Source organism: Mesorhizobium sp. RCAM 06353, from assembly GCF_059683585.1.
Window position 1 is genome coordinate 1106479 of sequence record NZ_CM185031.1, and the last position, 24738, is coordinate 1131216.

Here is a 24738-nt window from a genome sequence, read left to right on the forward strand (position 1 = left end):
CCGTATCGTCGCCTCAAGCCCGATGCAAGACTTGACTTCGGCGATACCGCATGTAATTAACGCGTTAACTACAACAATGCAATGATCCTGGGAACGAAACGCCGTGCCTCACTTCTCCATCGAGTATTCGGCCAATCTCGATGCCAAGGTCGACATGGGCGAATTGTGTGCGCTGGTGCTGCACACGGTGCTCGACACCGGGCTGTTCGAGACGGGCGCGGTGCGGGTGCGGGCCTTCCGCGCCAAGGCCTACGCCATTGCCGACAATCTGCCGGAAAACGCCTTTCTCGACATGTCGTTTCGCATCGGCACCGGCCGCAGCGCCGAGGACAAGAAGCGGACCGGCGAGGCCATCTTCGCGGCGGTGAGCGAACACCTGGCAACGCTGTTCGAGACCCCGCATTTCGCTCTGTCGCTGGAGATCAGGGAAATCGATCCGGTGCTGAGCTGGAAGAAGAATGCAATCCACCCGCGGCTGCGCGGCAAGTGACGGAAAGCTGACATGTCCGATCTCGAAGGCAATCTGAAAAAGGCCGAGGCCTATCTCGCCCGCTTCAAGACCAACGGCGTGCTGAACCAGATCGGCGGCGAAGCGGTGCCGGCTGCCGACGGCTCTACCTTCGAGACGCTGTCGCCGGTCGACCTCAAGCCGCTGGCCAAGGTCGCGCGCGGTGGCGCCGCCGATATCGACCGCGCCGCCAAGGCAGCGAAGGCGGCGTTCCCGGCCTGGGCCGCCATGCCGGGCGAGACACGCAAGAAGCTGCTGCACAAAATAGCCGATGCGATCGAGGCGCGCGCCGAGGAGATCGCCTTCGTCGAATGCATGGACACCGGCCAGGCTCTGAAATTCATGGCCAAGGCGGCTCTGCGCGGCGCCGAGAATTTCCGCTTCTTCGCCGACCGTGCGCCCGTAGCGCGTGACGGCGAGACGCTGCGAACGACAGGCCAGGTCAACATCACCACCCGCGTACCGATCGGCCCGGTTGGCATCATCACGCCGTGGAACACGCCGTTCATGCTGTCGACCTGGAAGATCGCGCCAGCGTTGGCGGCTGGCTGCACCGTCGTTCATAAGCCGGCTGAATTTTCACCGCTGACCGCTCGCCTGCTCGTCGAGATCGCCGAGGAGACCGGCCTGCCGAAAGGCGTGTGGAACCTGGTCAACGGGCTAGGAGAACATGCCGGTAAGGCGCTGACGGAGCACCCCGACATCAAGGCAATTGGCTTCGTCGGCGAGAGCCGCACCGGTTCGATGATCATGCGCCAGGGCGCCGACACGCTGAAGCGCGTGCATTTCGAACTCGGCGGCAAGAACCCGGTGATCGTCTTTGCCGACGCCGATCTCGAACGCGCGGCCGATGCGGCCGTATTCATGATCTACTCGCTCAATGGCGAACGCTGCACCTCGTCGTCGCGGCTGCTGGTCGAAGCCTCGGTCTACGACAAATTCACCGATCTGGTGGCGGAGAAGGCAAAGCGCATCAAGATCGGTCATCCGCTCGACCCGAAAACGGTGGTCGGACCGCTGATCCATCCGGTGCACGAGGAAAAGGTGCTGTCCTATATCGAGATCGGTAGATCGGAAGGCGCGGTTGTTGCCGCCGGCGGCGGCAAGTTCGCCGGGCCGGGCGGCGGCTGCTATGTCAGCCCGACGCTGTTCACCGGCGCCACCAACAAGATGCGCATTGCCCAAGAAGAGATTTTCGGGCCGGTGCTGACGGCAATCGCCTTCAAGGACGAGGCGGAGGCGCTGGCGCTCGCCAACGATACACAATACGGCCTGACCGGCTATCTCTGGACCTCTGATGTGACCCGTGCCTTCCGCTTCACCGATGCGCTCGAGGCCGGCATGATCTGGGTCAATTCGGAGAATGTGCGGCATCTGCCGACGCCGTTCGGCGGCGTCAAGAATTCCGGCATCGGCCGTGACGGCGGCGACCATTCCTTCGACTTCTACATGGAGACGAAGAACGTCGCCTTTGCGACGACGGCGCACGCGATCCAGAAACTCGGCGGCTGACGGAGGAAATCAGATGCCCTTGCCCAAGCCCAACCTCTATCCCGCCTTCAACATCGTGCGCCTCAGCCATGTCGAGCTGGCGGTGACCGACCTTGCCAAGTCCCGCGCCTTCTATGTCGACACGCTCGGCCTGCAGGTCACCGACGAAACCTCAGGCGCCATCTACCTGCGCGCCATGGAGGAGCGCGGCCATCACTGCATCGTGCTGCGCAAGGCGACGACGCCAGAAGCGCGCGACCTCGGCTTCAAGGTGTTTTCGGACGAGGACCTCAACAAGGCCGAGCATTTCTTCCAGGGCAAGGGCCTGCCGGTGGAATGGGTCGAGCGGCCCTACCAGTCGCGCACCTTCCGCACGCGTGACCCGCACGGCATTCCGCTCGAATTCTACGCTCAGATGGAGCGGTTGCCGCCAATCCACCAAAAATACGCACTCTACAAGGGCGTCAAGCCGCTGCGCATCGACCACTTCAACTGCTTCTCACCCAATGTCGACGAGTCGGTCGCTTTTTACAACGAGCTCGGCTTCCGGGTGACCGAGTACACCGAGGATGCCTCGAGCGGAAAGCTGTGGGCGGCATGGACGCACCGCAAGGGCGGCGTGCACGACATCGCCTTTACCAACGGCGTCGGCCCGCGCCTGCACCACGTCGCCTTCTGGGTGCCGACGCCGCTCAACATCATCGACCTGCTCGATTTGATGGCCACGACCGGCTATTTGCCGAACATCGAACGCGGTCCCGGCCGGCACGGCATATCCAACGCCTTCTTCCTCTATGTCAGAGACCCGGACAACCATCGCATCGAGATCTACTGCTCAGACTACCAGACGGTCGATCCGGACCTCGAGCCGATCAAATGGGACCTCAAGGATCCGCAGCGGCAGACACTGTGGGGCGCGCCGGCGCCAAAAAGCTGGTTCGAGGAAGGCAGCACCTTTGCGGGTGCCACCGCACGCCAGCCGGATCTGACGGCATCGCCGATCATTGCGCCGTGAGCAGCACCATGAACCGGCTCGCCACCTTCACCATCAACGGCAAGACGCGCTATGGCGCGGTCACCGGCAAGGGCGTCGTCGACCTGTCGGCCCGCCACAGCCAGTGGCCGACCCTACGCGAGGTGATCGAGGCCGGCGCCTTGCGGCGGCTGGCGGAAGAGGCCGAGGCCTTTGCCGTCGATTTCCCACTCGACGCCATCGCCTATGACATCCCGATCCCGTCGCCGGAAAAGATCATCTGCGTCGGCGTCAACTATCCGGACCGCAACGAGGAGTACAAGGACGGGCAGGCGGCCCCTTCTAACCCGTCGCTCTTCATCCGCTTCCCCCGTTCCTTCGTCGGCCATGGCGCTGCACTGCTGCGGCCGCCGGAATCACCGCAGCTCGACTATGAGGGCGAGATCGTCATCGTCATCGGCAAGGGTGGGCGGCGCATCGCCGAGGCGGATGCGCTCGGCCACATTGCGGCGCTGTCGCTGTGCAATGAAGGCACCATCCGCGACTGGGTGCGGCACGCCAAGTTCAACGTCACCCAAGGCAAGAATTTCGACCGCACCGGTTCGATCGGCCCATGGCTGGTGCCGTTCACGGATGAGGCGCAGATCGCCGACATTGCGCTGACCACGCGCGTCAATGGCGAAATCCGCCAGCAGGATCGCACCAGCCGGATGATCTTTTCCTTCCGCAAGATCATCAACTACATCTCGACCTTCACCACGCTGGTGCCTGGCGATATCATCGTCACCGGCACGCCGACGGGCGCCGGCGCCCGCTTCGACCCGCCGATCTGGCTGAAGCCCGGCGACGTCATCGAGGTCGAGGCGGACGGCATCGGTGTGCTCAGAAACGGTGTCGTCGACGAGGCAGCGGCATGACCCCTGAGCAGGTGGAAGACGCCGCGACGCGGCTGTTCGAGGCCGAACGTTCGCGCCGCCAGATCCGGCTGCTCAGCCTCGATTTTCCCGAGGCGACCATGGAGGACGCCTATCGCGTCCAGGCAGCATTGGTCAAACGCAAGACCGATGCCGGGCTGAAGCCGAAGGGCTGGAAGATCGGCTTGACCTCCAAGGCGATGCAATATGCGCTGGCCATCGACACGCCGGATTCCGGCGTGCTGTTCGACGACATGTTCTTCAACGATGGCGCGACGATTGCCGCGGGCCGCTTCATCCAGCCACGCGTCGAAGCCGAGATCGCCTTCATCATGAAGGCGCCGCTGAAAGGTCCCGGCGTGACCATCTTCGACGTGCTCAACGCCACCGATTACATCACGCCGGCGCTGGAAATCCTCGATACGCGCATCGAGCGCGTCAATGCCGAGACGAAGAAGGCGCGCAGCTTCTTCGACACGATTTCCGACAACGCCGCCAATGCCGGCATCGTCATCGGCGGCCGGCCGCAGCGGCCCGATGAAGCCGACATGCGCTGGATCGGCGCCATCGTTTCGCGCAATGCAGAGGTCGAGGAGACCGGGCTCGGCGCCGGCGTGCTCAATCATCCGGCGATGGGCATCGCCTGGCTGGCGGACCGGCTCGCCCGCTACGGCATGTCGATCGCGGCCGGTGAGGTGGTGCTGTCGGGATCCTTCGTGCGTCCGGTCGAGGCGCGGCCGGGCGATACGATCGTCGCCGATTTCGGCAGTTCAGGGACAGTCAGCATCCATTTCGCCAAGAGCTGACGGTTCGGCAACTCACGCGCCGCGCAGATAGGCCGCCATCACGCCGGCGGCGATGGTCGAGATGCGCATGCCGGCATCCCTCGTAATGTCGCCCTCGACGCGGCTCTGCACCCAGCCAAGGAACGCAAAGGCGCGCAACGCGGAAAACAGCGGCAAGGCCGCGAGATCCTGCTGCGTCAGTTCCCGCTCCCGCCGGTAGCCGTCAAGCAGCGCCGCCTCGATCAGCGGATAGATCGGCTCCTCGCGGTTCTGGTAGAGCGCAACGGCAAGATCGTAGGCGTGCCAACCGTGGCCGAAATCGTCGAAGTCGATGATCTGGATACTGTCGCCGTCGAGCAGCACATTCTCGCGCACCAGATCGGCATGGATCAGGCCGAAATTGCGCGCACTGCGCTCATGCCGTGACAGTGCTTCGACCGCCTTCTTGTGGGCACGGTGGACCAGGTCGCGATTGGCATTGTCGAGAAACGGGCAGGTCTCGAAACGGCCCCATGTCGGGTTCGGGCCGAAATAACCGTCGAAATCCCAGGCATGGCGGGCAAAGTCCGGCGGCGGCGCCCAGCTGGCGGCGGCATTGTGCATGCGCGCTATGGTTCGGCCGATGGCGGTGAAGACGTCCCTTGCCCGTTGCGGCGAATAGCCGAGCGGCACGCCGCGCGCGCCGACGGCGCGGCCTTCGAGCCAGCTCAGACAATCGACCTGACGCGGCGTGTCAGGGCCGATGCCGACCGGCACGAACAGATCGCCGCTCAATGTCGGGACCGGGGATGGCGTGGCGACACCGGCCGATTGCAGGAAGGCCATCCATTGCAGTTCCGAGCGCAGCGCGGCATCCGTGTGATAGCCAAGCCGATGGATGCGCATGGCTGCCGGCCGGCCATCGGCCAAGCGGACGCGGAAGACCGCATTTTCGCGGTATTTGAGCAGCTCCGGTTCAGCGTTGCGGACGCCCCAATGGGCGAGCGCATGCCGGGCAAGCTTGGTGACGTCAGCCGCCGTCTCAGGCTCGGATCGCGCGGACACTGCGTTCACGTCGTCACTCCGGCGACTTCACCAAGCACTTCGTCGAGCGTGCCGATCAGCAGCTCGGCATTGGCGCGGGAAAACGGCATGGGCGGGCGGATCTTCAGCACATTGCCATGAATGCCGGTCTTGCCCATCAGCACGCCACGGTCACGCATGGCGTTGATGACGCGCCCGGCGATATCAGGCGCGGGTTCGCGTGTTTCGCGATCGCGGACCAGCTCAGCGCCGAAGAACAGGCCGGCGCCCCTGACTTCGCCGATGCAGTCATGGCGATCGGCCAGCGGCCGCAGCAGGCCGAGTGCATAGGCGCCGACATCTCGCGCGTTGGCGACAAGGTTTTCCTGTTCCAGGACATCGAGGACAGCGTCGGCCACGGCGCAGGAAACCGGATTGCCGCCAAAGGTGTTGAAGTAGCGGAAGGCGTTGCGGAAGGTCGCCAGGATTTCCGTGGTGGTGACGACGGCGGCGACTGGGTGACCGTTGCCCATCGGCTTGCCCATGGTGACGATGTCGGGAACAAAGCCGGCGCGCTGATGGCCCCAGAAATGGCTGCCGGTGCGGCCGAAGCCCGGCTGCACTTCATCGGCGATGACCAGCCCTCCAGCTTCGCGCACGGCCGCCACTGCGTCGTCGAAGAAGCCGCTGGGCAGCGTCGGGAAGCCCTCATTGGCAAGCAATGGACACAGGATCATGCCGGACAGGCCGATGCCGTCCTTGGCCAGCGAGGCGATGGCTTCGCGCACGGCGTCGCCGAACGCCTTGCCGTTGGCCATCGCGTCGGGATGGCGATAGCTGTCGGGCGCCGGCACCAGCCTGACATAGGGAGCGCGGCCGCCGACCGGCGGCATGCGGGTTGAGAGCTGCGAAACCGCCGTGGTATTGCCGTGGTAGGTGGCGTCGGTGGCGATAATGCCCATCTGGCCTGATGTCGCCTGCGCCATGCGCAGCGCGATATCGTTGGCCTCGCTGCCGGTGCAGGTGAGGATGGCGGTGGACAGGCTGGCGTCGAAACTCGCGGTCAGCCGCTCGACATAGTCGAGGATGGCGGTGTGCAGATAGCGCGTGTGGGTGTTGAGCAGGCTTGCCTGCCGGCACAGGGCGTCGACCACATGCGGGTGGCAATGGCCGACATGGGCGACATTGTTGTAGGCATCGAGATATTTGCGGCCATCGGCATCGTAGAGCCAGACGCCTTCCCCGCGCACCAGGTGCACGGGCTCGTCATAGAACAATTGCGATTTCGCACCCAACAGGCGGGAACGCCGGCTAACCAGCGCTTCCTCGGTCATTTTCTTCTGCGATTGTGTCATCTGTCGATCCCAAAACCTCGTTGTATCGGCCGGCTCGTCAGACCTTCGCCAGGCCTGCACCGATCGCCTCACCGATCTTCGCGACATCGGCGGCGCTGATGATCAGCGGGGGCGACAGGATGATATTGTTGCCGGAGACGCGCAGCATGACGCCGGCTTCGTAGGCAGCTTCCGAAACCACGGCCATGGTCTTCTTGTCGGCGGGTTTCTTCGTCGCGCGATCCGAGACCAGCTCGATCGCCGCCATCAGGCCCTTGTAACGGACATCGCCAACGATGGCGTGCTTCGCCTTCAGCCCCTCCAACACGGTCGCCAGTTCGACACCGCGTGCCACGGCGTTCTCGTTCAGGCGAAGCCGTTTGGTCTCGGCGAGCGCCGCCAAACCCGCCGCGCAACCAACCGGATGGCCGGAATAGGTATAGCCATGGCCGATGGCGCCGAAACTGGTCTTGTCGGCCTCGAAGACGTCGGCAACCTTGCCACCGATCAAGGTCGCGCCGAGCGGGAAATAGCCCGAGGTGATCGCCTTGGCGATGGTCATGAAGTCCGGCTTCACGCCGGTCAGCCGCGAACCGGACCAGGCGCCGGTGCGGCCGAAGCCCGTAACCACCTCGTCGGCGATCAGCAGGATTTCGTGGCGGTCGCAGATCTCGCGCACCAGCGGCATGAAGCTTTCGTGCGGAACAATGACGCCGCCGGCGCCGAGCACCGGCTCCATGATGAAAGCGGCGATGGTGTCACCGCCCTGGAAGGCGATCTCGTCCTCCAGCGCCTTGGCGCAGAGCTTGGCCAGCCGCGCCGGATCGGTCTCGTCGAACGGATTGCGGAAGGTCCAGGGGGCTGGAATGTGGAAGACGCCGGGCAGCAGCGGCTCGTAGTTGCGGCGGAAATTGGCGTTGCCGTTGACCGAGGCGCCGCCGAAATGGGTGCCGTGATAGCCTTTCTTGAGCGCCAGGAATTTTGTCCGGTCGCCCTGGCCGCGTATCTTCCAATATTGCCTCGCCAGCCGCAACGCGGTTTCGACCGAATCCGAGCCGCCCGAGGTGAAGAAGGTCCGCACCATGCCTTCCGGCGCGAACCATTCGGCGAGTTCGTAGGCGAGCTCGATCGACGGCCCGGTCGAGGTGCCGCGAAAGCCGGAATAGTAAGGCAACGCGCCAAGCTGGTCGGCAATCGCCTTCTTGATCGGGTCGCAGCTGTAGCCGAGATTGACGTTCCACAGGCCGCCGACGGCGTCGAGCACGGTGTTGCCGGCGATGTCGGTGACCATGACGCCCTCGCCTTTCATGATCACCTTCGGCGGATTGGCCCGCATCTCGGCCGGATGCGCCATCGGATGCCAGATCGGCTTGGCGTTGGTCTCGGTGAGGAAATTGATGTCGCGCATGACAAGGCTCCGCAAATGGTCTCAGGCAACTGGGACGAGGTCGAAATGGGCAAGGGCTTCGGCATAGGAGAGCGCCGGCCGGGCGACGTCGAAATGCACCGTGCGCATGCCGGCGGCACGGCCGCCATCGACATTGCGCTGCTGGTCGTCGACGAACACGCAGGCACCGGCAGGCAAGCCGAGTGCTTCGGTGACGAAGGCATAGGCGCGCGGATCGGGCTTGAGGATGCCGGTGTAGGTGGCGTCGACGATCAGGTGAAACAGGCCGAGCAGCGGCAGTTTTTGGCGAAAGCCGGCGCCGTAGAACAGATCGAGCTCGTTGGACAGGATCGCCAGCCGAAAGCCGGCGGCATGGACGGCGCGGATAGCATGGTCGGCTTCCGGCCGCACCACCTTGTCCGGCTCGGCGCCACGCGCGCGCTGGACGAAGGTTTCCATCGCCTGCCAGTCCTCGCCGACGAGCCGGCCGACCTCGCAGGTGCGGCTGCGCCAATAGTCGCGTTCACTGATCTCGTCGGCCTGCATGGAGCGCCACAGCGGGTCGCTGTCCGGATCGAACGGCCCGCGCCATTGCAGCGTGCCGGGCTTCAAGCCGAGCGCCTGTTCGGTCAAGGCATGGGTTTCGAATAGCGTGCGGGTGACGACGCCGCCGAAATCTAGGACAAGCGCCTGGGCCACGGGAGCGCTCACGCGGCCACTCCCTTGGCCGGCATGCCACGCGGAATGATGCCTTCCTCGACCCAGCGGTCGAAGATTTCCAGCGCCTTGCTGACAAAATCGTCGCTGTTGATGTGGGCGTCGATCTCGTGGAACTCGACGCCGGCGGGAATGGCCTCGCGCATTTCATCGACGAAGGCGGCAAGCGCTTCGGGTTCATAGAGCGGCTCACCCTGCATGTCCCATTCCTGGATACCCCGGGAAGGCAGGATGAAGGCGGAGCGCCCTTTCGAGGCGCCGAGCTTGGCCGCGATAGTCCTGGCCACCTTGCGGCGGTCATCGGCATCGACGGTGACCGAGGCGATCAGCCTGTTGTGGGCGTGGAACGGGCGTTCGGAAAATTTAGCCGGCAAATCCTGCCAGGTCGGCAGGTCGACCATGTCGACCGCGCCGGGCGCGGCGATCTGCGGGATGCCGTGGGCGCCGGCATTTTCCAGGCGGTCGGCGCCGGAGCTGACGACGGAACCGGCCAGATGATTGGTGATCTCCTGCAGGCTGAAGTCGAAGACGGCGCAGAAATGGTCCTGGCCGGCGATCGATTCGAAGGCGCGGCCGCCCATTCCGGTGGTGTGGAAGACAGCGACATCATAGCCGCGCCGCTCCAGCGCCGGCTTCAGCGTCTTCATATAGTGCAGGCAGGAACTGCCGAGCGAAGTCATGCCGATGGTCGGGCCTGTTACCGGCGCCGAAGCGCGGCTCTCCAGCACAATCCTGGCCGCGCCGACAACCGCGCCGCAAGCCTGAGACAGGACCAGCTTGCAGATCGAGTTGAGACCGTAGAGCCCACCGGCCCAGAGGATCATCATCAGGTCCGGCGCGACGCGCTCGGGCGGGATGAGGTGCGAATAGGCGATGGTCGAGACGACGAATTTCGGCACGCCGAGCGGCAGGGAAAGCGCCACGTCGAGCGCCAGGTCGGTGCCCATCGAACCTCCTATGGCGATGAAGGCGTCGATCTCGCCATACCCGTGCAGCTTGCGCACCAGTTGCACGGCGCCGCCGGCCATCAATGTCATGGCGGTGTTCTCGTCGCCGCTGGTGACGATCTCCTCGATTGTCACGTCGACGGCCCGCGCCACGGCATGCTTGTCGTGATCGGGGCTGTAGGGCGGATTGCCGAGAACGCTGACATCCATCATCACGGCGCTGCCGCCCGATGCCTCGATGCATGCTTTCATGAACAGCAGTTCGTCGGCCTTGGTGTCGCCGGTGCCGATGACCAGGATGCGGGGCGTTGTCTGTGCAGACATCAGGCCTGCCTCCTCAGTGTTTGCAAATTGTCGCCATTGAGGCGCATCGAAATCTCCCGTGCCGTGGCCATGACCGCAAGCCCTCGTTGCGTGATGTCGGCCGGCGTCGTTCTGGCCTTCGGCGCCGCCACGGCGATGGTGCCGAGCGCAAAGCCGTCCGCCGCGAGGATCGCCGCCGCGACGGAGATGACGCCTTCTTCCAGGCCCTGATCGCAGATCGAATAGCCGCGCTCACGCGCCTCGGCCATGGAGCGGGAGATGGCGGCCGGCTCGATCAGCGTATGCGTCGTGAAGGCTTCGAGCGGACCCGCCAGGCATGTCTGGACGGCCTCATCCCTAGCAAAGGCCAGATAGGCGATGCCCGACGCAGTCGAATGCAGGGGCAGGAGCTGGCCGATATCGATGTTGACCCGATTTGCCCAGGCGGGATGTTCGACATGGACGGTAACCAGCCTGTCGGTGCCGAATTCCGACAGATGTACGGTCTCGGCCGTTATGCCGGCCAGATCCCGCACCAGCGGCACAGCGGTCTGCAGGAAGGGGAAGCGGGCCTCGCGGATGCGCGCCAGCCGCGACAGGCCGGCGCCCAGCCGGTAATGCCGCGTGCCGGCGTCCTGCTCGACAAAGCCATGGCCGGTCAGGGCGACTAGCAACCGCCGCGTCGTCGCCTTGTCGAAGCCCGAGCGGCGCGCCAGATCGGTCAGACCGAGCTCGGGCTCGGCCGCGGTGAACAGCTCCAGAAGCGAGATCGCTTTGCCGACCGTGCCCATATTTGCCTCCCAGCGCGGGTCAATCAATTAACGTGTGAATTAACTTGACAGGAAGCCGCTTTGTTTGCAAGTCTATATTCAAAATAATGGTTCAAATAATGAACCAACATCCAGAGCGTATGGGACAGGCCAAGAGGCCGGCGGACGACGGTGTTCGCGAACAGGAGGGACCAATGACCGCAGTTTCGGAACAGGCGCCGGCCAACAGGCTGCGCAAGAACAGTCTTGGCGTCGGCGCCATCACCTTCATGGTGATCTCGGCGGCGGCACCGCTGACGGCATTGGCCGGCGGCACGCCGCTCGGCATGCTGATGGGCAACGGCGCCGGCTTTGCCGGCACCTATCTGATCGTGACGGTGCTGCTGCTTCTGTTCGCCGTCGGCTATGTCGCCATGTCGCGCCATGTCGGCAATGCCGGCGCCTTCTATGCCTATGCCGCGCGCGGCCTCGGTGGTCTCGCCGGCGGCGCCACGGCGCTGATCGCCATCCTGTCCTACAATGCCATGCAGATCGGCGTCATGGGTTTGCTGGGCGCCGCGACCTCCGGGCTGTTCGCCGGCTGGGGCATCAACCTGCCCTGGTGGGTGTGGAGCTTCATCGCCATCGCCATTGTCGCCGTGCTCGGCTACCGCCAGGTCGACCTGTCGGCCAAGATCCTGACGGTGCTGGTTCTCTGCGAATATGCCGTGGTGCTGATCCTCGATCTGACGATCCTCAAGACCGGCGGCGACAGCGGCCTGTCGGCCGCCCCGTTCAGTTGGAGCCAGATCACGTCGGGCGCGCCGGCCATCGCCATCCTGTTCTGCTTTGCCGCCTTCATCGGCTTCGAGGCGACGACGATCTATGCCGAGGAAGCCCGTGACCCCAAGGTCACCATTCCGCGCGCCACCTATTTCTCGGTCATCCTGATCGGCGTGTTCTACATGGTCACTGCCTGGCTGATGGCGGTCGGCGCCGGCGTCGACAAATTGCTGCCGTCGCTGCAAGGCTTGCAGGACCCGACGACCTTCCTGTTCGGATTGTCCGACCGTTATGCCGGAACGCTGCTGACGCATGCGATGAGCATCCTGTTCGTGTCGAGCCTGTTTGCCGGCGTGCTGGCCTTCCACAATGCGGTTGCCCGCTACATCTACGTCTCGGGCCGCGAGAAGCTTTTGCCGCAGTCGATCGGCGTGACGCATTCGGCGCACCAGAGCCCGCATGTCGCCTCGGTGATCCAGAGCGTGCTGGCGGCTGTCGTCGTCGGCCTGTTCGCCGTGCTCGGCCTCGACCCGGTGCTGGCGCTGTTTTCCTGGCTGACCAATGTCGCGACGCTCGGCGTCATCGTCATGATGGCTGTCGCCTCGCTTGCGGTGGTGATGTACTTCCGCGCCAACCCGTCCAGCCAAGAGAACGCGGTGAAGACCACCATCCTGCCGGGACTGACCTTCATCGCCTTTGTCGTCATCATCTACCTGATCGTCATCAATTTCGGCAGCCTGTCGGGAGCCGGCGGCTTCCTCGGCGTGTTCCTGCCGGGGCTGGTGCTGATCGCGGCGGTGATCGGCCTGCTGCTGGCGGGCGCCTTACGGAGCCGCGACCCGGTCGCCTTCGAAAGCCTCGGCCTGCCGCTGAAGGATTGAGCAAGACACTTGATGAGAGAGGGCGGCGTGCCACGCCGCCTTTCTCACCGTGAAGGGAGTGGCGGCTTTGAGCTTTGCCGAAGATATCACCGTCGAGGCGCTGGAGGCGGATCCCTACCCGATCTATGCCGAACTGAGGCGCAGCGAGCCGGTCGCCTTCGTGCCCTCGGTCAATCTCTGGTTCGTCACCCGCTGGAAGGATGTAGAACTGGTGGCGAAGTCGCCCGACATCTTCTCGGCAATCGTCAGAGCGGGCGTGTCGCCCGTCGAGCGTTCCTTCGGCAAGCCGACGATACTGACCAGCGATGGCGAGGTCCACAGGCACCTTCGCCAGGGCGTCGACCCGAAATACCGGCCACGCACCGTCGCCTCCTATGCCGGCGATCTCGTGCGTTCGATCGCCGAGCCCTATCTCGACGCGATCGCCAGCCAAGGCTCTGCCGAACTGATGGCCGATTATTTCGAGCCGGTGTCGACGCTCAGCCTGGCCCGCTCGCTCGGCCTTGCCGATATCGACATGCCGACGCTGCGCCGCTGGTTCTACGGCCTCGCCCAGGGCGCCATCAATTTCGAGAAGGACCCGAAGCGGCAGGAGATCGCCGACGCTATCGGCGCCGAGGTCGGCGATGCCGTGACGCCGACGCTGGAAAGGCTCGCCCGCGAGCCTGACGATTCCGCGCTGTCGCACATGCTGCATGACGGCATGCCGGACGGCAAAACGCGCCCGATCGACTTCCTGATGCCGACCATCAAGGTCATCCTGCTCGGCGGCATGCAGGAGCCGGGCCATGGCGCCGGCTCGATCCTTGTCGGCCTGCTGCGGAACCCCGACCAGTTGCGGCAGGTGCTCGACGACCCCGCGACCTTCGTGCCCAAAGCTGTCGATGAAGGCCTGCGCTGGGTGGCGCCGATCGGAACGCAGACGCGCGAAACGACACGCGCGGTCGAGATCGGCGGGGCGACGATCCCCGCCGGCGCGCCGGTGGCCGCACTGGTCCCCTCCGCCAGCCGCGACGAGAGCCGCTTTGCCGATCCCGACCGCTTCGACATCAACCGCGACGAAGGCAACCACGCCGCTTTCGGCTTCGGCCATCATTTCTGTTCCGGCCGGTTTTTCGCGCGCGAGCAGATGTGCCTCGCGGTAAGGCTGCTGCTTGAGCGATTCCCCGATCTTGGCCTGGTGCCCGGCAAGGAACCGGTGTTCCGCGGCTGGGAGTTCCGGGCGCCAACCACATTGCATGTCAGTTTCGGAGCCGGTTCCCCATGATCAGTCAAAATGCCATCGACACGCTGCGCAAGACGGAGATCGGCGCGCGCGGCCTGTTCATCGATGGCGAACAATCCCAGGGAATAACCGGCGCGACGCTGCCTGTCATTTCGCCAATCGACGGCCGCGCCTTCGCCAGCATCGCCGATGGCAATGCCGCCGATATCGACCGCGCGGTGAAATCGGCGCGCAAGGCGTTCGAGAAAGGTTCCTGGTCGCGTGCCGCCCCCGCCTTCCGCAAGAAGGTGCTGACCAGGCTCGCCGAACTGATCGAAAAGCATGTCGACGAACTGGCGGTTCTGGGCGTGCGCGACAACGGCACCGAGATCGGCATGGCCTACAAGGCCGAGCCGCTGTCTGCCGCCGGCACCATCCGCTACTACGCCGAGGCGATCGACAAGGTCTATGGCGAGATCGCGCCGACGGCCGAGAATGTTCTGGGGCTGATCCACAAGGAACCGCTCGGCGTCGTCGGCGTCATCGTGCCGTGGAATTTTCCGCTGATGATCGGTGCCTGGAAGATCGCGCCGGCTCTTGCCGCCGGCAATTGCGTGGTGGTCAAGCCGCCGGAAATCGCCTCGCTGACGCTGCTGCGGCTGGCGGAGCTCGCCGCCGAGGCCGGCCTGCCCGCCGGCGTGCTCAACGTCGTCACCGGCCGGGGCGCCGTCACCGGCGAAGCGCTCGGCCTGCATATGGATGTCGACGCCATCGCCTTCACCGGCTCGGGGCCGGTTGGCCGCCGGCTGCTCGAATACTCGGCACGCTCCAATTTGAAACGCGTCTTCCTCGAACTCGGCGGTAAGTCGCCCAACATCGTCTTTGCCGATGCTCCGGACCTGAAGCAGGCCGCGGTCGTCTCGGCCAACGGCATTTTTCGCAATTCCGGCCAGGTCTGCGTTGCCGGTTCGCGCCTGCTCGTTCAGTCCTCGGTCTATGACCGCTTCATGGAGGAGCTTGTCTCAGCGACCACGCGGCTGAAGGTCGGCGATCCCTTGGATCTCGCCAGCGATGTCGGCGCGGTGTCGAGCGCTGAGCAACTGAACAAGAATCTCGGCTTCGTCGCCAAGGCCACGGAAGAAGGTGCCCGGCTGGTCACCGGCGGCGAACGGATCCTGGCCGAGACCGGCGGCAGCTACATGGCGCCGACGATCTTCGAGAACGTCACGCAGGATATGCAGCTTGCGCGCGAAGAAGTGTTCGGGCCGGTGCTTGGCGTCATGCGTTTCGAGACCGAGGAGGAAGCCGTGCGGCTTGCCAATTCCACCGTCTACGGTCTCGCCTCGGCGGTGTGGACATCAAACCTCTCCACCGCGCATCGCATGGTGCGCGCCATCCATGCCGGCGTCGTCCACGTCAACACCTATGGCGGCGCCGACATCACCGTGCCGCTCGGTGGCGTCAAGCAGTCCGGCTTCGGCCGCGACAAGTCGCCGCACGCGCTGGAGAAATACCTCGAGCTGAAGACGGCGTGGATCGCGCTTTGAGACCGGCGGCGATGCTGGGCTTTCGCGGAATCTGATCTTCCCATCCAAGGCATGCAGGATCGGACCGCGGCCCGCCGCGGTCGGTCCGGCGCCGTCTTGTGCTCCATGTCTTGAAATTTTTGAGAGAATATTCCCGGCATCGGGGGCAAAGGCGAAACACGTTCTTTGATAAAATCGATAGAATTCCTGACGATGTGACCAAGCCTAGGCAATCCGCCCGGCTGCCATGACTTCACAACCGCAGAGATCAAACCATGTCCGACGTCAAGAACACTTTGCCATCTTCCCTTTGGTCAACCCTGAACCGGCGCAGTGGCCTGGCACTGCTGTTCGCATCTGCGGTCGTGGTCGGCAGCCTGATGGCGCCGCAGGCCTCCCTGGCCGAGGACAAGAAGGCGATCAAGGTCGGCATCATCAGCGGCGAGGACGAGGATGTCTGGCGGGTCGTGGTCGCGCAGGCGGCCGAAAAGGGCCTGACCATCGAGACCGTGGTGTTCAACGACTACACCCAGCCGAACGAGGCGCTGGAGCGCGGCGAGATCGACGCCAACGCCTTCCAGCACCAGCCCTATCTCGACAACCAGATCAAGACGCAGGGCTATCACATCGTGCGCGTCGGCTATACCGGCGTCTGGCCGATCGGCCTCTACTCCAAGAAGTACAAAGCAGTCGCCGACCTGCCCGAGAGCGCGGTCATCGGCGTGCCGAACGATCCGTCCAATGAAGGCCGGGCGCTACGCGTGCTGCAAAATGAGGGCGTGATCAAATTGAAGGACGGCACCGGCATTCTGGCCACCACCGCCGACATCGCGGAAAACCCCAAGAAGGTCGAGATCAAGGAGCTTGACGCCGGCATCGTCGGCCGCTCTGTAGAGGATCTCGATGCCGCCGTGGTCAACACCGACTGGGCGCTGAAAAGCGGCCTGACGCCGGACAACCGCATCGCGCAGGAGCCAATCGCCGACAATCCCTACCGCAACTTCATCGCCGTGAAAGTCGGCAATGAGAACGAAGCCTGGGTGAAGACGCTGGTGGCTTCTTACCAGAACGAGGCGGTGAAGGCCGAGTTCGACAAGGTCTACAAGGGCACCGGCCTCAGCGCCTATTGATCCGCCGGACGTCCAGTTCGAGAGCAGTAGCGGTCCGCGTCTGAGCGCGGGCCGCAATTGCGTTTTCGGATGGCGAGAACAGGGAACCGCATGAACCAGCATATCACGGCATCCCAGGAGATCGCCGATCCCAGCCACGCCCGGCCCGACTCGTCGCAGGACGTGGTGCGCCTTGTCGATCTGAAACGCCGTTTCGGCCAGACACCGGCGATCGACGGCATCTCGCTGACTGTGCGCAAGGGCGAGATCCTTGGCATTATCGGCCGCAGCGGCGCCGGCAAGTCGACGCTGATCCGCTGCCTGAACGGACTGGAGCGGCCGGATTCCGGCGAGGTGTTCATCGAGGGCCGCGAGATCAGCCGACTCGGCGAGCGCGACCTGCAACCGCTGCGCCGGCGCATCGGCATGATCTTCCAGCACTTCAACCTGCTGTCGGCCAAGACGGTCAAGGACAATGTGGCGCTGCCGCTGAAGATCGAGGGGCGCCCGAAGGCAGAGCGGCTGGCACGGGCGGCAGAGCTGCTCGAGCTTGTCGGGCTGTCGGAGAAGGCAGAAGCCTATCCTGCATCGCTGTCCGGCGGCCAGAAGCAGCGCGTCGGCATCGCCCGGGCGCTTGCTGCCCGGCCGGCGCTGCTGTTGTCGGACGAAGCGACATCGGCGCTCGACCCGGAGACGACGCGCTCCATTCTTGCCTTGCTGAAAGGCATCAACCGGCAGCTTGGCCTGACCATCCTTTTGATCACCCACGAGATGGAGGTGATCCGCTCGATCGCCGACCGCGTTGCGGTGATCGATGCCGGACGGATTGTCGAGGGGGGGCCTGTCTGGTCGGTGTTTGCCAACCCACAGTCGGACATCACCAAAAGCCTGCTCGGCGCTATTAGGCCACAACTGCCGGCCGAGCTTGCGGCGCGGCTGCTGCCGGAAGCCGGGGCGGAGACGATCCTGCGCATCGACGTTGCCGGCGACGCGGCAAGCGGCCCGCTGCTGTCCGACCTTGCCGTGGCCGTTCCGGGCGCCTTCCGCCTCGTCCATGGCGGCATCGACCATATCCAGCAGCAGCCCGTCGGCACGCTTTTTCTCTCCGTTCCCGGCAGCGACGCAAGCCATCTCGCTGAAATCGTGACATTTCTGAAGGCCCGCCAGGCGCGGGTGGAGGTGCTTGGCCATGTCGCCAATCCTGTTTGAACTTCTGCTGCGTTCGATCTGGGAGACGGTGCTGATGACGGCCGCCTCCGGCCTGATCTCGCTGGTCTTCGGCCTGCCGCTCGGGCTGGCCTTGATATCAACCGAACGCGGCGGCATCGCCGAAAGCCTGTGGGTCAACCGCGCGCTCGGGGCAATCATCAACGGCTTCCGCTCGGTGCCGTTCATCATCCTTTTGGTGGCGCTGATCCCGCTGACGCGGCTGATCGTCGGTACGTCGATCGGCACATGGGCGGCCATCGTGCCGCTGTCGATCGCGGCCACGCCCTACTATGCGCGCATCGCCGAAGTGTCGCTGCGCGAGGTCGACCACGGCCTGATCGAAGCGGCGCGCGCCATGGGCGGCAACCGCTGGACGATCATCCGCGAGGTGCTGGTTCCGGAAGCCCTGCCCGGCATCGTCGCCGGCTTCACGGTGACGCTGGTGACGCTGATCGGCGCCTCGGCCATGGCCGGAGCCATCGGCGCCGGCGGGTTGGGCGATCTCGCGATTCGCTACGGCTATCAGCGGTTTGAGACATCGGTGATGGTGGCGGTGGTGATCGTGCTGATCATCCTGGTCTGCGGCATCCAGTGGGTGGGTGACCGGCTGGTGGCGAGGTTGGACCGGCGGGGGTGAGGCCCGGCTGAATATTTGAGGTTAGACGGGCCACCCTCAACTTCGTCATCCACGGGCGTAGCAGCCGCGAAGCGGCGTCGCGGAGACCCGAGGATCCATGCCGCAACTTGGGCCGAAGAGTGCAGCGGAGCAGAATTCGGCACCCTCGTGACGCGTTGGAGTCGCGGCATGGATCCTCGGGTCTGCGCCGCGTCGCTTCGCTCCTTGCTCCGCCCGTGGATGACGAAGCGGTGGGTGTTTCGGCTAATTATCGAGGCATACGGCCCGTTGGAGCAAACCGAGCTAAGCCCGCAACCTCGCCCCTTCCGGATCGAAGAATGGCATCGGCGCCACGACCGCACGCGTCGGCTTGCCATCGACAGCGATGCTCAGCTCGGTGCCGACAGCGGTGAACGGTAGCCGCAGATGTGCGGTGACCAGCACCTTGCCGAGCGAATAGCCGTGGTCGCTGTAGGTGACGACACCGGCATCCTCGCCATCGGCCAGCACGCGCGCATCCGTTTCAGCTGGTTTGTCGCCGTCCAAGATCAGCCCGGTCCAGCGCTCGTCGAGGCCCTTGTCGCGGATCTTGAGCAGGGCTTCGCGGCCGATGAAATCGCCCTTGTCGAACTTGATCCAGCGGTCGAGGCCGACATGGAACGGCGTGCGGGTCTCGTCCATGTCGATGCCGTGCGCCGGATAGGCTTTCTCCAGGCCAAGCGTGAACATCGCCAGAACGCCATAGGGTTTCAGGCCGAAGTCCTTGCCGGCCCGCATCAGTGCATCCCACACCGAGGCCGCCTCGTCGGCCGGTACGAAGAGTTCGAAGCCGAGTTCACCGGTCACGCCGGTGCGCGAGATCAGCACCCTTGTGCCGTTGATCTGGCCTGAGGTGAACGCCCAGCGCTTCAAACCGTCGAGATCGGCATCCCTGACCAGCGCTTTCAACAGGTCGCGCGAGCGCGGGCCCTGGATGGTCGGGAAGGCAACGGCGGCGGTGATGTCGGTGACATAGGCCTTACGCCCTTCCGCATGGTGCTGCAGCCAGGGCAGCATCTTCAGGCGATTGACCGAGCCGGTGACCAGCATGAAATGCTCCGGCGCCGGCCGGAACACGGTGAGGTCGTCCATGATGCCGCCATCCTCGCGGCAGATGGTGGAGTAGCGGACCTGGCCCGGCTTCATCGCGGCGGCATCGTTGACGATGACATGGTTGACCAGCGCCTCGGCGTCCGGCCCCTTAATGTCCATCTTGCCCATGGTGCTGAGGTCCTGCACGCCGACATTTTCGCGGGTGTTCAGGTGCTCGTCGGCGATGCCGGAATAGTATTTGGCCGAGATGAAATCGCCGCCGACCCGACCCATGGTCGCGCCGAGACTGACGATGCTGCTGTAGAAGGGGGAACGCCGCTCAGCCAAGAAGGTCTCCATCATTCATGAAAACGGCAGCGCCAAGCAGCGCTGCCGGAAGGCATTTGTTGTCGGTCTCAGTTGCCGTAGACGTCGAACGCAAAATACTTGTCGTTGATTTCCTTGTATTTTCCGCTGGCGCGCAGCGCGTCTATGGCGGCATTGAACTTGTCGGCCAGTTCCTTATTGCCCTTCTGCAGCGCGATGCCGACGCCGGGGCCGTGAATGGCCGGATCGGCCCTCAGCGTGCCTAGCAACTTGCAGCAGGCGCCGTCGGGCTTCTTCAGCCATTCGGTCAGGATGATCGAGCCATCCATCATCGCATCGAGGCGGCCATTGGCCATGTCGGTGCGGGCGTCATCGCCGGTCGGATAGGCCTTGACGGTCGAGCCCGCATATTTCTGCTCGGCGAATTTCTGATGGATGGTGGCGGTCTGCACGCCGAGCGCCTTGCCTTTCAAATCGTCCGGCGAGGTGCCTGCAATGGTCGAGTCCTTCGGCACGGCGATGGCCGGCGGCGTCTGGTAGTATTTGTGGGTGAACTCGACCTTCTCGGCTCGCTCCGGCGTGATGGTGATGTTGATGATGGCATCAAACTTGCCGGCCTGGAGTGCGGGAATAGAACCGTCGAAATCCTGCACGATGAATTCGCATTCGGCCTTCATCTCAGCGCACAGCGCCTTGCCGAGATCGATGTCGAAGCCGCCCAGCGTGCCGTCGGCACTGGCGTAGTTGAAGGGCGGATAGGCGCCCTCGGTGCCGATCCTGAGCTTCTTGTCCTGAGCGGAAGCGGCACCGGTGGCAAATGTGAGGGCGACGGAAGCGGCAAGCACGAAACGACCGAAAAGACGCATGTTCCAGATCCCCGTTGAGGACGAGAAGTCTACGGGCTTCCATGCGTGCGGCAGAGACGGAAACGACATGTGCTGCGGCGATCACGGCGCGGTGAACGATCCGCGCCATGGCGAATGGCGGTGTTTAGCCGGCGCGCTGCCTGTCCGTTGCCTTGCGGTCAATTGTGAGACCGTCGGCCGACAAGATGACACCGAATTTGTCGCTGGCTTCCTCTGAGGTGTAGTACCCCAGCGCCACATCACGCTGCACCTGATCGGCGTCACGCTCGCGCGGATCGCCATAGCCGCCGCCGCCCGGCGTGCCGACGCGCACGCGGTCGCCGGCCTTCAGCGGGATGTCCTGCTCCTTGGAGAGGTGGGGCGGCACATGTTCCTCGCCATTGCGGAAAACAGTAACCGTGTTGACCGCGCCATCGCTGCCGCCAAGCGCGCCTTGCGGGCCGAAACGGCCGTGATCCATGACGAAGGAGGCGCGGGCGTCGCCGCGCAGGATCTCGACCTCATAGGCGAGGCCAAAGCCGCCGCGATGCTTGCCGGCGCCGCCGGAGCCTTCGCGCAAGGCGTAGTGGCGATAAAGGACGGGAAAGGCCTGCTCCATGATCTCGACCGGCGGCGATTTGGAGATGCCGATGGTCGAGCAGCCATTGGTCAGGCCGTCATGGCCCGAATTGCCGCCATAGCCGCCACCGGAGATCTGGTACATGACGTAGTCGCGGCCCCGCGCCGGATCGTTGCCGCCAAGAGCAAAATTGCCGCTGGAGCCGGCGGGAGCCGCCGTCACCTTGTCCGGCAACGCCTGCACCATTGCCGCGAACACTGCCTCGGCGATGCGCTGCGACACTTCGGCCGCACAGCCCGATACCGGACGTGGATACTTCGCGTCGAGGAAGGTGCCTTCCGGCCGCTTGACGATCAGCGGCTCGAAAGCGCCGGCACTGATCGGCACATCCGGAAAGATGTGGCGCATGGCGAGATAGACCGAGGACAGGGTCGTCGCCAGCACGCTGTTCATCGGTCCGGCGCAAGGTTTCGATGAGCCGGTGAAATCGAAGGTCAGCGTATCGCCCTGCTTCTCCACCGCGAGCGCGATGGTCAGCGGCTCGTTGACCACGCCGTCGGAATCGACAAAGGCCTTGGAATGATAGGTGCCGTCCGGAATGGCGGAGATGTTGGCGCGCATCTGCTCGGCGGCGCGGCGGCGCAGTTCGGCGATCGCCTCGACCACTGTTTCGTCACCGTAACGATCCAGGATTCCATTGAGCCGGTCCTGGCCGATCAGCAGTGCGGCAGCCTGCGCCCTGATGTCGCCGATGCGCTGGTCGGCGACGCGGATGTTGGAGCAGATGATGGCGTAGATCTCGGGATCGAGCACGCCTTTCTTGAACAGTTTGACCGGCGGCAGCCGCAGGCCTTCCTGCTCGACCGCGGTCGCCGAGGCCGAGAAGCCGCCCGGCACAGAGCCGCCAATGTCGGGCCAATGGCCGGTGTTGGACAGCCAGCAGAAGATTTTTCCCCCCGGTAAACCGGCATGGCGAAGCGCACATCCATCAGATGCGTGCCGCCAAGATAGGGGTCGTTGACGATGTAGATGTCGCCGGGTTCCGGCGGCAGGCAGCGACCGTCGGCGATCATCTCGATCACCGTCCTGGTCGAATACTGCATGACGCCGACGAACACCGGCAAGCCCTGGCTGCCTTGCGCGATCAGCGACCCATCGACAGCCGAATAGATGCCGTCGGACCGGTCATTGGCCTCGGCGATAACAGGCGAGAAGGCGGCGCGGGAAAAGGTGAGGTCCATCTCGTCGCAGACCTGCTGCAAAGCAGCCTGAAGGACCGAAAGCGTGATGGCGTCGAGCTTTGCCATATCAATGTCAGGCATCTCAGGCCTCGCCAATGTCGATGATGATGTTGCCGTCGGCGTCGGATCTTGCGCGGTCGCCGGGTTCGAGCACGGTGGTGGCGTCCATCTGTTCGAGGATCGCCGGGCCTTCAATGACCGCGTCGAGCGGCAGTTTTTCGCGCGCATACACCGGCGTGTCGTGCCACTGGCCCGCGTACCAGACGGGCCGAATCTCGCGTCGTGCCTCATCGAGCGTCTTCGCGCGTCCGGCCGGGTCGATCAGTCGTGAAAGATCGATCGCGGGGCGTACGCCGGTGACCGAGGTGTTGAGGTTGACGAGGTTGGCGCGGATCTCCGGCAGCTCGACCTTGAAGCGGGCGAAATAGGCTTTTTCGAACAGCGCCTGCAATTCCTGCCGGGTCACGGACGAGGACGGCAGCGGCACGTTGATGATATGGGTCTGACCGACGAACTGCATGTCGGCGGAATGGGTGACGCGGATCGTCTCCGGCTTCACCGCTTCCTTGCCGATGAGCTCTTCGCCTTCGTTTCGGTGCCGTTCCAATACCGCGTGAAGCTGGGCCTCATCGAGCACTGCCACCGGCTGGTTGATGGTGTTGACGAAGTCGTGGCGCAGATCGGCGACGACGCAGCCGAGCGCGTTGGTGATGCCGGGACGCGCCGGCACCAGCACACGCGGCAGGCCGAGTTCGCGCGCCAAAGCGGTCGCATGCAGCGGCCCGGCGCCGCCGAAGGCAAATAGCGCAAAATCGCGCGGGTCATGGCCGCGCGACACCGAGACCATGCGGATGGCGCCGGCCATCTTCATGTTGCCGAGCCGCAGAACCGCACCCGCTGCCTCGACGCCGGACAGGCCGGTCGCCTTGCCTATTCTGTCCTCGAAAATGCCGGTGACGCGCTCCGATGTGACCGGGTTTTCGACGGCCAGCAGCTTCTTCGGCGCCAACCGGCCGAGCACCAGATTGGCGTCGGTGATGGTCGGCTCCAGGCCGCCGCGCCCATAGCAGATCGGGCCGGGATTGGCGCCCGCACTTTCCGGGCCGATCTGGATCAGTCCGGCCGCATCGACGCGGGCGATCGAGCCGCCGCCGGCGCCGACCGTGTGCACCGCCACCATCGGCACGTGGATCGGCATGGCATATTCGATCTCGATCTCGTTCGAGACGGCGGGCTCGGCGTTGCGGATCAGCGCCACATCGGTCGAGGTACCGCCCATGTCGTAGGTGACGAGATTTTCGAAGCCGGCGCGCTTGCCGGTATAGGCGGCGGCGATGACGCCCGAGGCCGGGCCGGACATCACGGTCTTAGCCGATTCACGTGTAACGAAGCGGGCCGAGATCATGCCGCCATTGCCGTTCATGATCAGGAAGTCGCGGGCATAGCCCTTGGCCGCCAATTCCTTGCGCAGCCGCTCGACGTAGCGCTCGAGGATCGGCTGCACAGAAGCGTTGACGGAAGCCGTCACCCCGCGCTCGAATTCGCGCGCTTCCGACAGCAAAGCGTGTCCTGTGGTGATGTAGCTGTTCGGCCAGAGCTCGGCGGCGATTTCGGCGGCGCGCCGCTCATGCGCCGGGTTGGCGTAGGAATGCAGGAAATGGATGACGAGGGATTCGCAGCCGGCCGCGATCAGCGCGTTCACCGCCTCGCGCATTTCGGCTTCGTCGAGCGGCGTGCGCACCGCACCCGAGGCCTCGACGCGCTCCGACACTTCGAGCCGGAGATTGCGCGGGATGATCGGGACGAAGCTGCCGGTCATGCCATAGGGTTGCGGCCGCGTGCGCCGGCCGAGCTCGATCACGTCGCGAAAGCCGCGCGTGGTGATCATGCCGGTCCTGGCCAGCCGGCGCTCCAGAACGGCATTGGTGGTGGTGGTCGTGCCATGCACGATGAGGTCGATGCCGTCGATCGCAAATCCGGTGGCGCCAAGTGCCGAAACCACGCCGAACGCCTGGTTGTCGACCGTGGTCGGGGTCTTGGCGATATGCACCTTGCCACCGTCCTTGCCGTCGATCAGAAGCAGGTCGGTGAAGGTTCCGCCGACATCGATGCCGGCAACGACATTTCCCAGGGAATCGCGCGCTTGCGCTGGAAAATTCTCTTTCATCGTCGAAACCCGAAATGCTGAGACTACGGATATGCGTCAGTTTGGAAAGGTGTTTTAAGGTAGCATCTT

20 protein-coding genes and 1 pseudogene are annotated in these 24738 nt (G+C 64.5%); 11 read left to right on the forward strand and 10 right to left on the reverse strand.

Going from position 1 to position 24738, the window contains the following annotated elements; genetic code table 11:
- Positions 1-103 precede the first annotated feature (103 nt).
- From AC56QX_RS05070 to hpaH, 5 genes are read left to right on the forward strand one after another with little or no spacing between them, the layout of a single operon-like run.
- Complete coding sequence (locus tag AC56QX_RS05070; RefSeq protein WP_497114052.1) at positions 104-490, forward strand: 5-carboxymethyl-2-hydroxymuconate Delta-isomerase; 387 nt, start codon at positions 104-106, stop codon at positions 488-490.
- A gap of 12 nt (positions 491-502) precedes the next feature.
- Positions 503-2020, forward strand: coding sequence for a 5-carboxymethyl-2-hydroxymuconate semialdehyde dehydrogenase (gene hpaE, locus AC56QX_RS05075; RefSeq protein WP_497114054.1), 1518 nt, complete (start codon positions 503-505; stop codon positions 2018-2020).
- A 13-nt stretch (positions 2021-2033) separates the two neighbouring features.
- Positions 2034-3014: a 3,4-dihydroxyphenylacetate 2,3-dioxygenase gene (gene hpaD, locus AC56QX_RS05080; protein ID WP_497114056.1), complete on the forward strand. Its 981-nt coding sequence runs from the start codon at positions 2034-2036 to the stop codon at positions 3012-3014.
- A gap of 8 nt (positions 3015-3022) precedes the next feature.
- Positions 3023-3889 (forward strand): fumarylacetoacetate hydrolase family protein, encoded by an 867-nt coding sequence (locus tag AC56QX_RS05085; RefSeq protein WP_497114058.1) that lies wholly within the window; start codon positions 3023-3025, stop codon positions 3887-3889.
- Entirely contained in the window at positions 3886-4692 is an 807-nt protein-coding gene (hpaH, locus tag AC56QX_RS05090; RefSeq protein WP_497114059.1) for a 2-oxo-hept-4-ene-1,7-dioate hydratase, read from the forward strand. Before AC56QX_RS05085 ends, hpaH begins: the two co-directional genes overlap by 4 nt.
- 12 nt (positions 4693-4704) lie before the next feature.
- On the opposite strand, the gene AC56QX_RS05095 is transcribed toward hpaH, so the two are convergent.
- From AC56QX_RS05095 to AC56QX_RS05120, 6 genes are read right to left on the reverse strand one after another with little or no spacing between them, the layout of a single operon-like run.
- Positions 4705-5724: a phosphotransferase enzyme family protein gene (locus tag AC56QX_RS05095; RefSeq protein WP_497114061.1), complete on the reverse strand. Its 1020-nt coding sequence runs from the start codon at positions 5722-5724 to the stop codon at positions 4705-4707.
- Entirely contained in the window at positions 5721-7028 is a 1308-nt protein-coding gene (locus AC56QX_RS05100; RefSeq protein WP_497114062.1) for an aminotransferase class III-fold pyridoxal phosphate-dependent enzyme, read from the reverse strand. The genes AC56QX_RS05095 and AC56QX_RS05100 overlap by 4 nt, the downstream gene beginning before the upstream one ends.
- A gap of 37 nt (positions 7029-7065) precedes the next feature.
- Positions 7066-8415, reverse strand: a complete 1350-nt coding sequence (locus tag AC56QX_RS05105) for an aminotransferase class III-fold pyridoxal phosphate-dependent enzyme (RefSeq protein WP_497114063.1) — start codon at positions 8413-8415, stop codon at positions 7066-7068.
- A 21-nt stretch (positions 8416-8436) separates the two neighbouring features.
- Positions 8437-9093 (reverse strand): HAD family hydrolase, encoded by a 657-nt coding sequence (locus tag AC56QX_RS05110; protein ID WP_497117687.1) that lies wholly within the window; start codon positions 9091-9093, stop codon positions 8437-8439.
- An 8-nt stretch (positions 9094-9101) separates the two neighbouring features.
- Positions 9102-10382, reverse strand: a complete 1281-nt coding sequence (locus AC56QX_RS05115; protein WP_497114064.1) for a Tm-1-like ATP-binding domain-containing protein — start codon at positions 10380-10382, stop codon at positions 9102-9104.
- The gene (locus AC56QX_RS05120) at positions 10382-11152 is read right to left on the reverse strand and encodes an IclR family transcriptional regulator (RefSeq protein WP_497114066.1); all 771 of its coding nucleotides are present in this window, start codon (positions 11150-11152) and stop codon (positions 10382-10384) included. The genes AC56QX_RS05115 and AC56QX_RS05120 overlap by 1 nt, the downstream gene beginning before the upstream one ends.
- Positions 11153-11325: 173 nt before the next feature.
- Between AC56QX_RS05120 and AC56QX_RS05125 the strand changes: the two genes are divergently transcribed.
- The 6 genes from AC56QX_RS05125 to AC56QX_RS05150 all read left to right on the forward strand — a co-directional run bounded on the left by AC56QX_RS05125 (position 11326) and on the right by AC56QX_RS05150 (position 18459).
- The gene (locus AC56QX_RS05125) at positions 11326-12774 is read left to right on the forward strand and encodes an APC family permease (protein ID WP_497114068.1); all 1449 of its coding nucleotides are present in this window, start codon (positions 11326-11328) and stop codon (positions 12772-12774) included.
- 67 nt (positions 12775-12841) lie between these two features.
- Positions 12842-14041: a cytochrome P450 gene (locus AC56QX_RS05130; protein WP_497114069.1), complete on the forward strand. Its 1200-nt coding sequence runs from the start codon at positions 12842-12844 to the stop codon at positions 14039-14041.
- Positions 14038-15525 (forward strand): aldehyde dehydrogenase, encoded by a 1488-nt coding sequence (locus tag AC56QX_RS05135; protein ID WP_497114070.1) that lies wholly within the window; start codon positions 14038-14040, stop codon positions 15523-15525. Before AC56QX_RS05130 ends, AC56QX_RS05135 begins: the two co-directional genes overlap by 4 nt.
- A gap of 254 nt (positions 15526-15779) precedes the next feature.
- Complete coding sequence (locus AC56QX_RS05140; protein ID WP_497114071.1) at positions 15780-16634, forward strand: MetQ/NlpA family lipoprotein; 855 nt, start codon at positions 15780-15782, stop codon at positions 16632-16634.
- Between the two features lie 90 nt (positions 16635-16724).
- Positions 16725-17822 (forward strand): methionine ABC transporter ATP-binding protein, encoded by a 1098-nt coding sequence (locus AC56QX_RS05145; protein WP_497114072.1) that lies wholly within the window; start codon positions 16725-16727, stop codon positions 17820-17822.
- Positions 17803-18459 carry a methionine ABC transporter permease gene (locus AC56QX_RS05150; RefSeq protein ID WP_497114073.1) on the forward strand — a complete coding sequence of 219 codons (657 nt, stop codon included), beginning with the start codon at positions 17803-17805 and terminating at the stop codon, positions 18457-18459. The genes AC56QX_RS05145 and AC56QX_RS05150 overlap by 20 nt, the downstream gene beginning before the upstream one ends.
- 282 nt (positions 18460-18741) lie before the next feature.
- Here the strand turns inward: AC56QX_RS05150 and AC56QX_RS05155 are convergent, their stop codons facing one another.
- The 4 genes and pseudogenes from AC56QX_RS05155 to AC56QX_RS05170 form a co-directional block, all read right to left on the reverse strand.
- Complete coding sequence (locus AC56QX_RS05155; protein WP_497114075.1) at positions 18742-19872, reverse strand: aminomethyl transferase family protein; 1131 nt, start codon at positions 19870-19872, stop codon at positions 18742-18744.
- 53 nt (positions 19873-19925) lie between these two features.
- A complete protein-coding gene (locus AC56QX_RS05160; protein WP_497114077.1) occupies positions 19926-20702 on the reverse strand; it encodes an ABC transporter substrate-binding protein in 777 nt (258 codons plus the stop codon).
- 124 nt (positions 20703-20826) lie between these two features.
- Positions 20827-22568: pseudogene (locus AC56QX_RS05165) on the reverse strand (hydantoinase B/oxoprolinase family protein).
- A 16-nt stretch (positions 22569-22584) separates the two neighbouring features.
- Positions 22585-24669: a hydantoinase/oxoprolinase family protein gene (locus AC56QX_RS05170; protein WP_497114078.1), complete on the reverse strand. Its 2085-nt coding sequence runs from the start codon at positions 24667-24669 to the stop codon at positions 22585-22587.
- Positions 24670-24738: the final 69 nt, after the last annotated feature.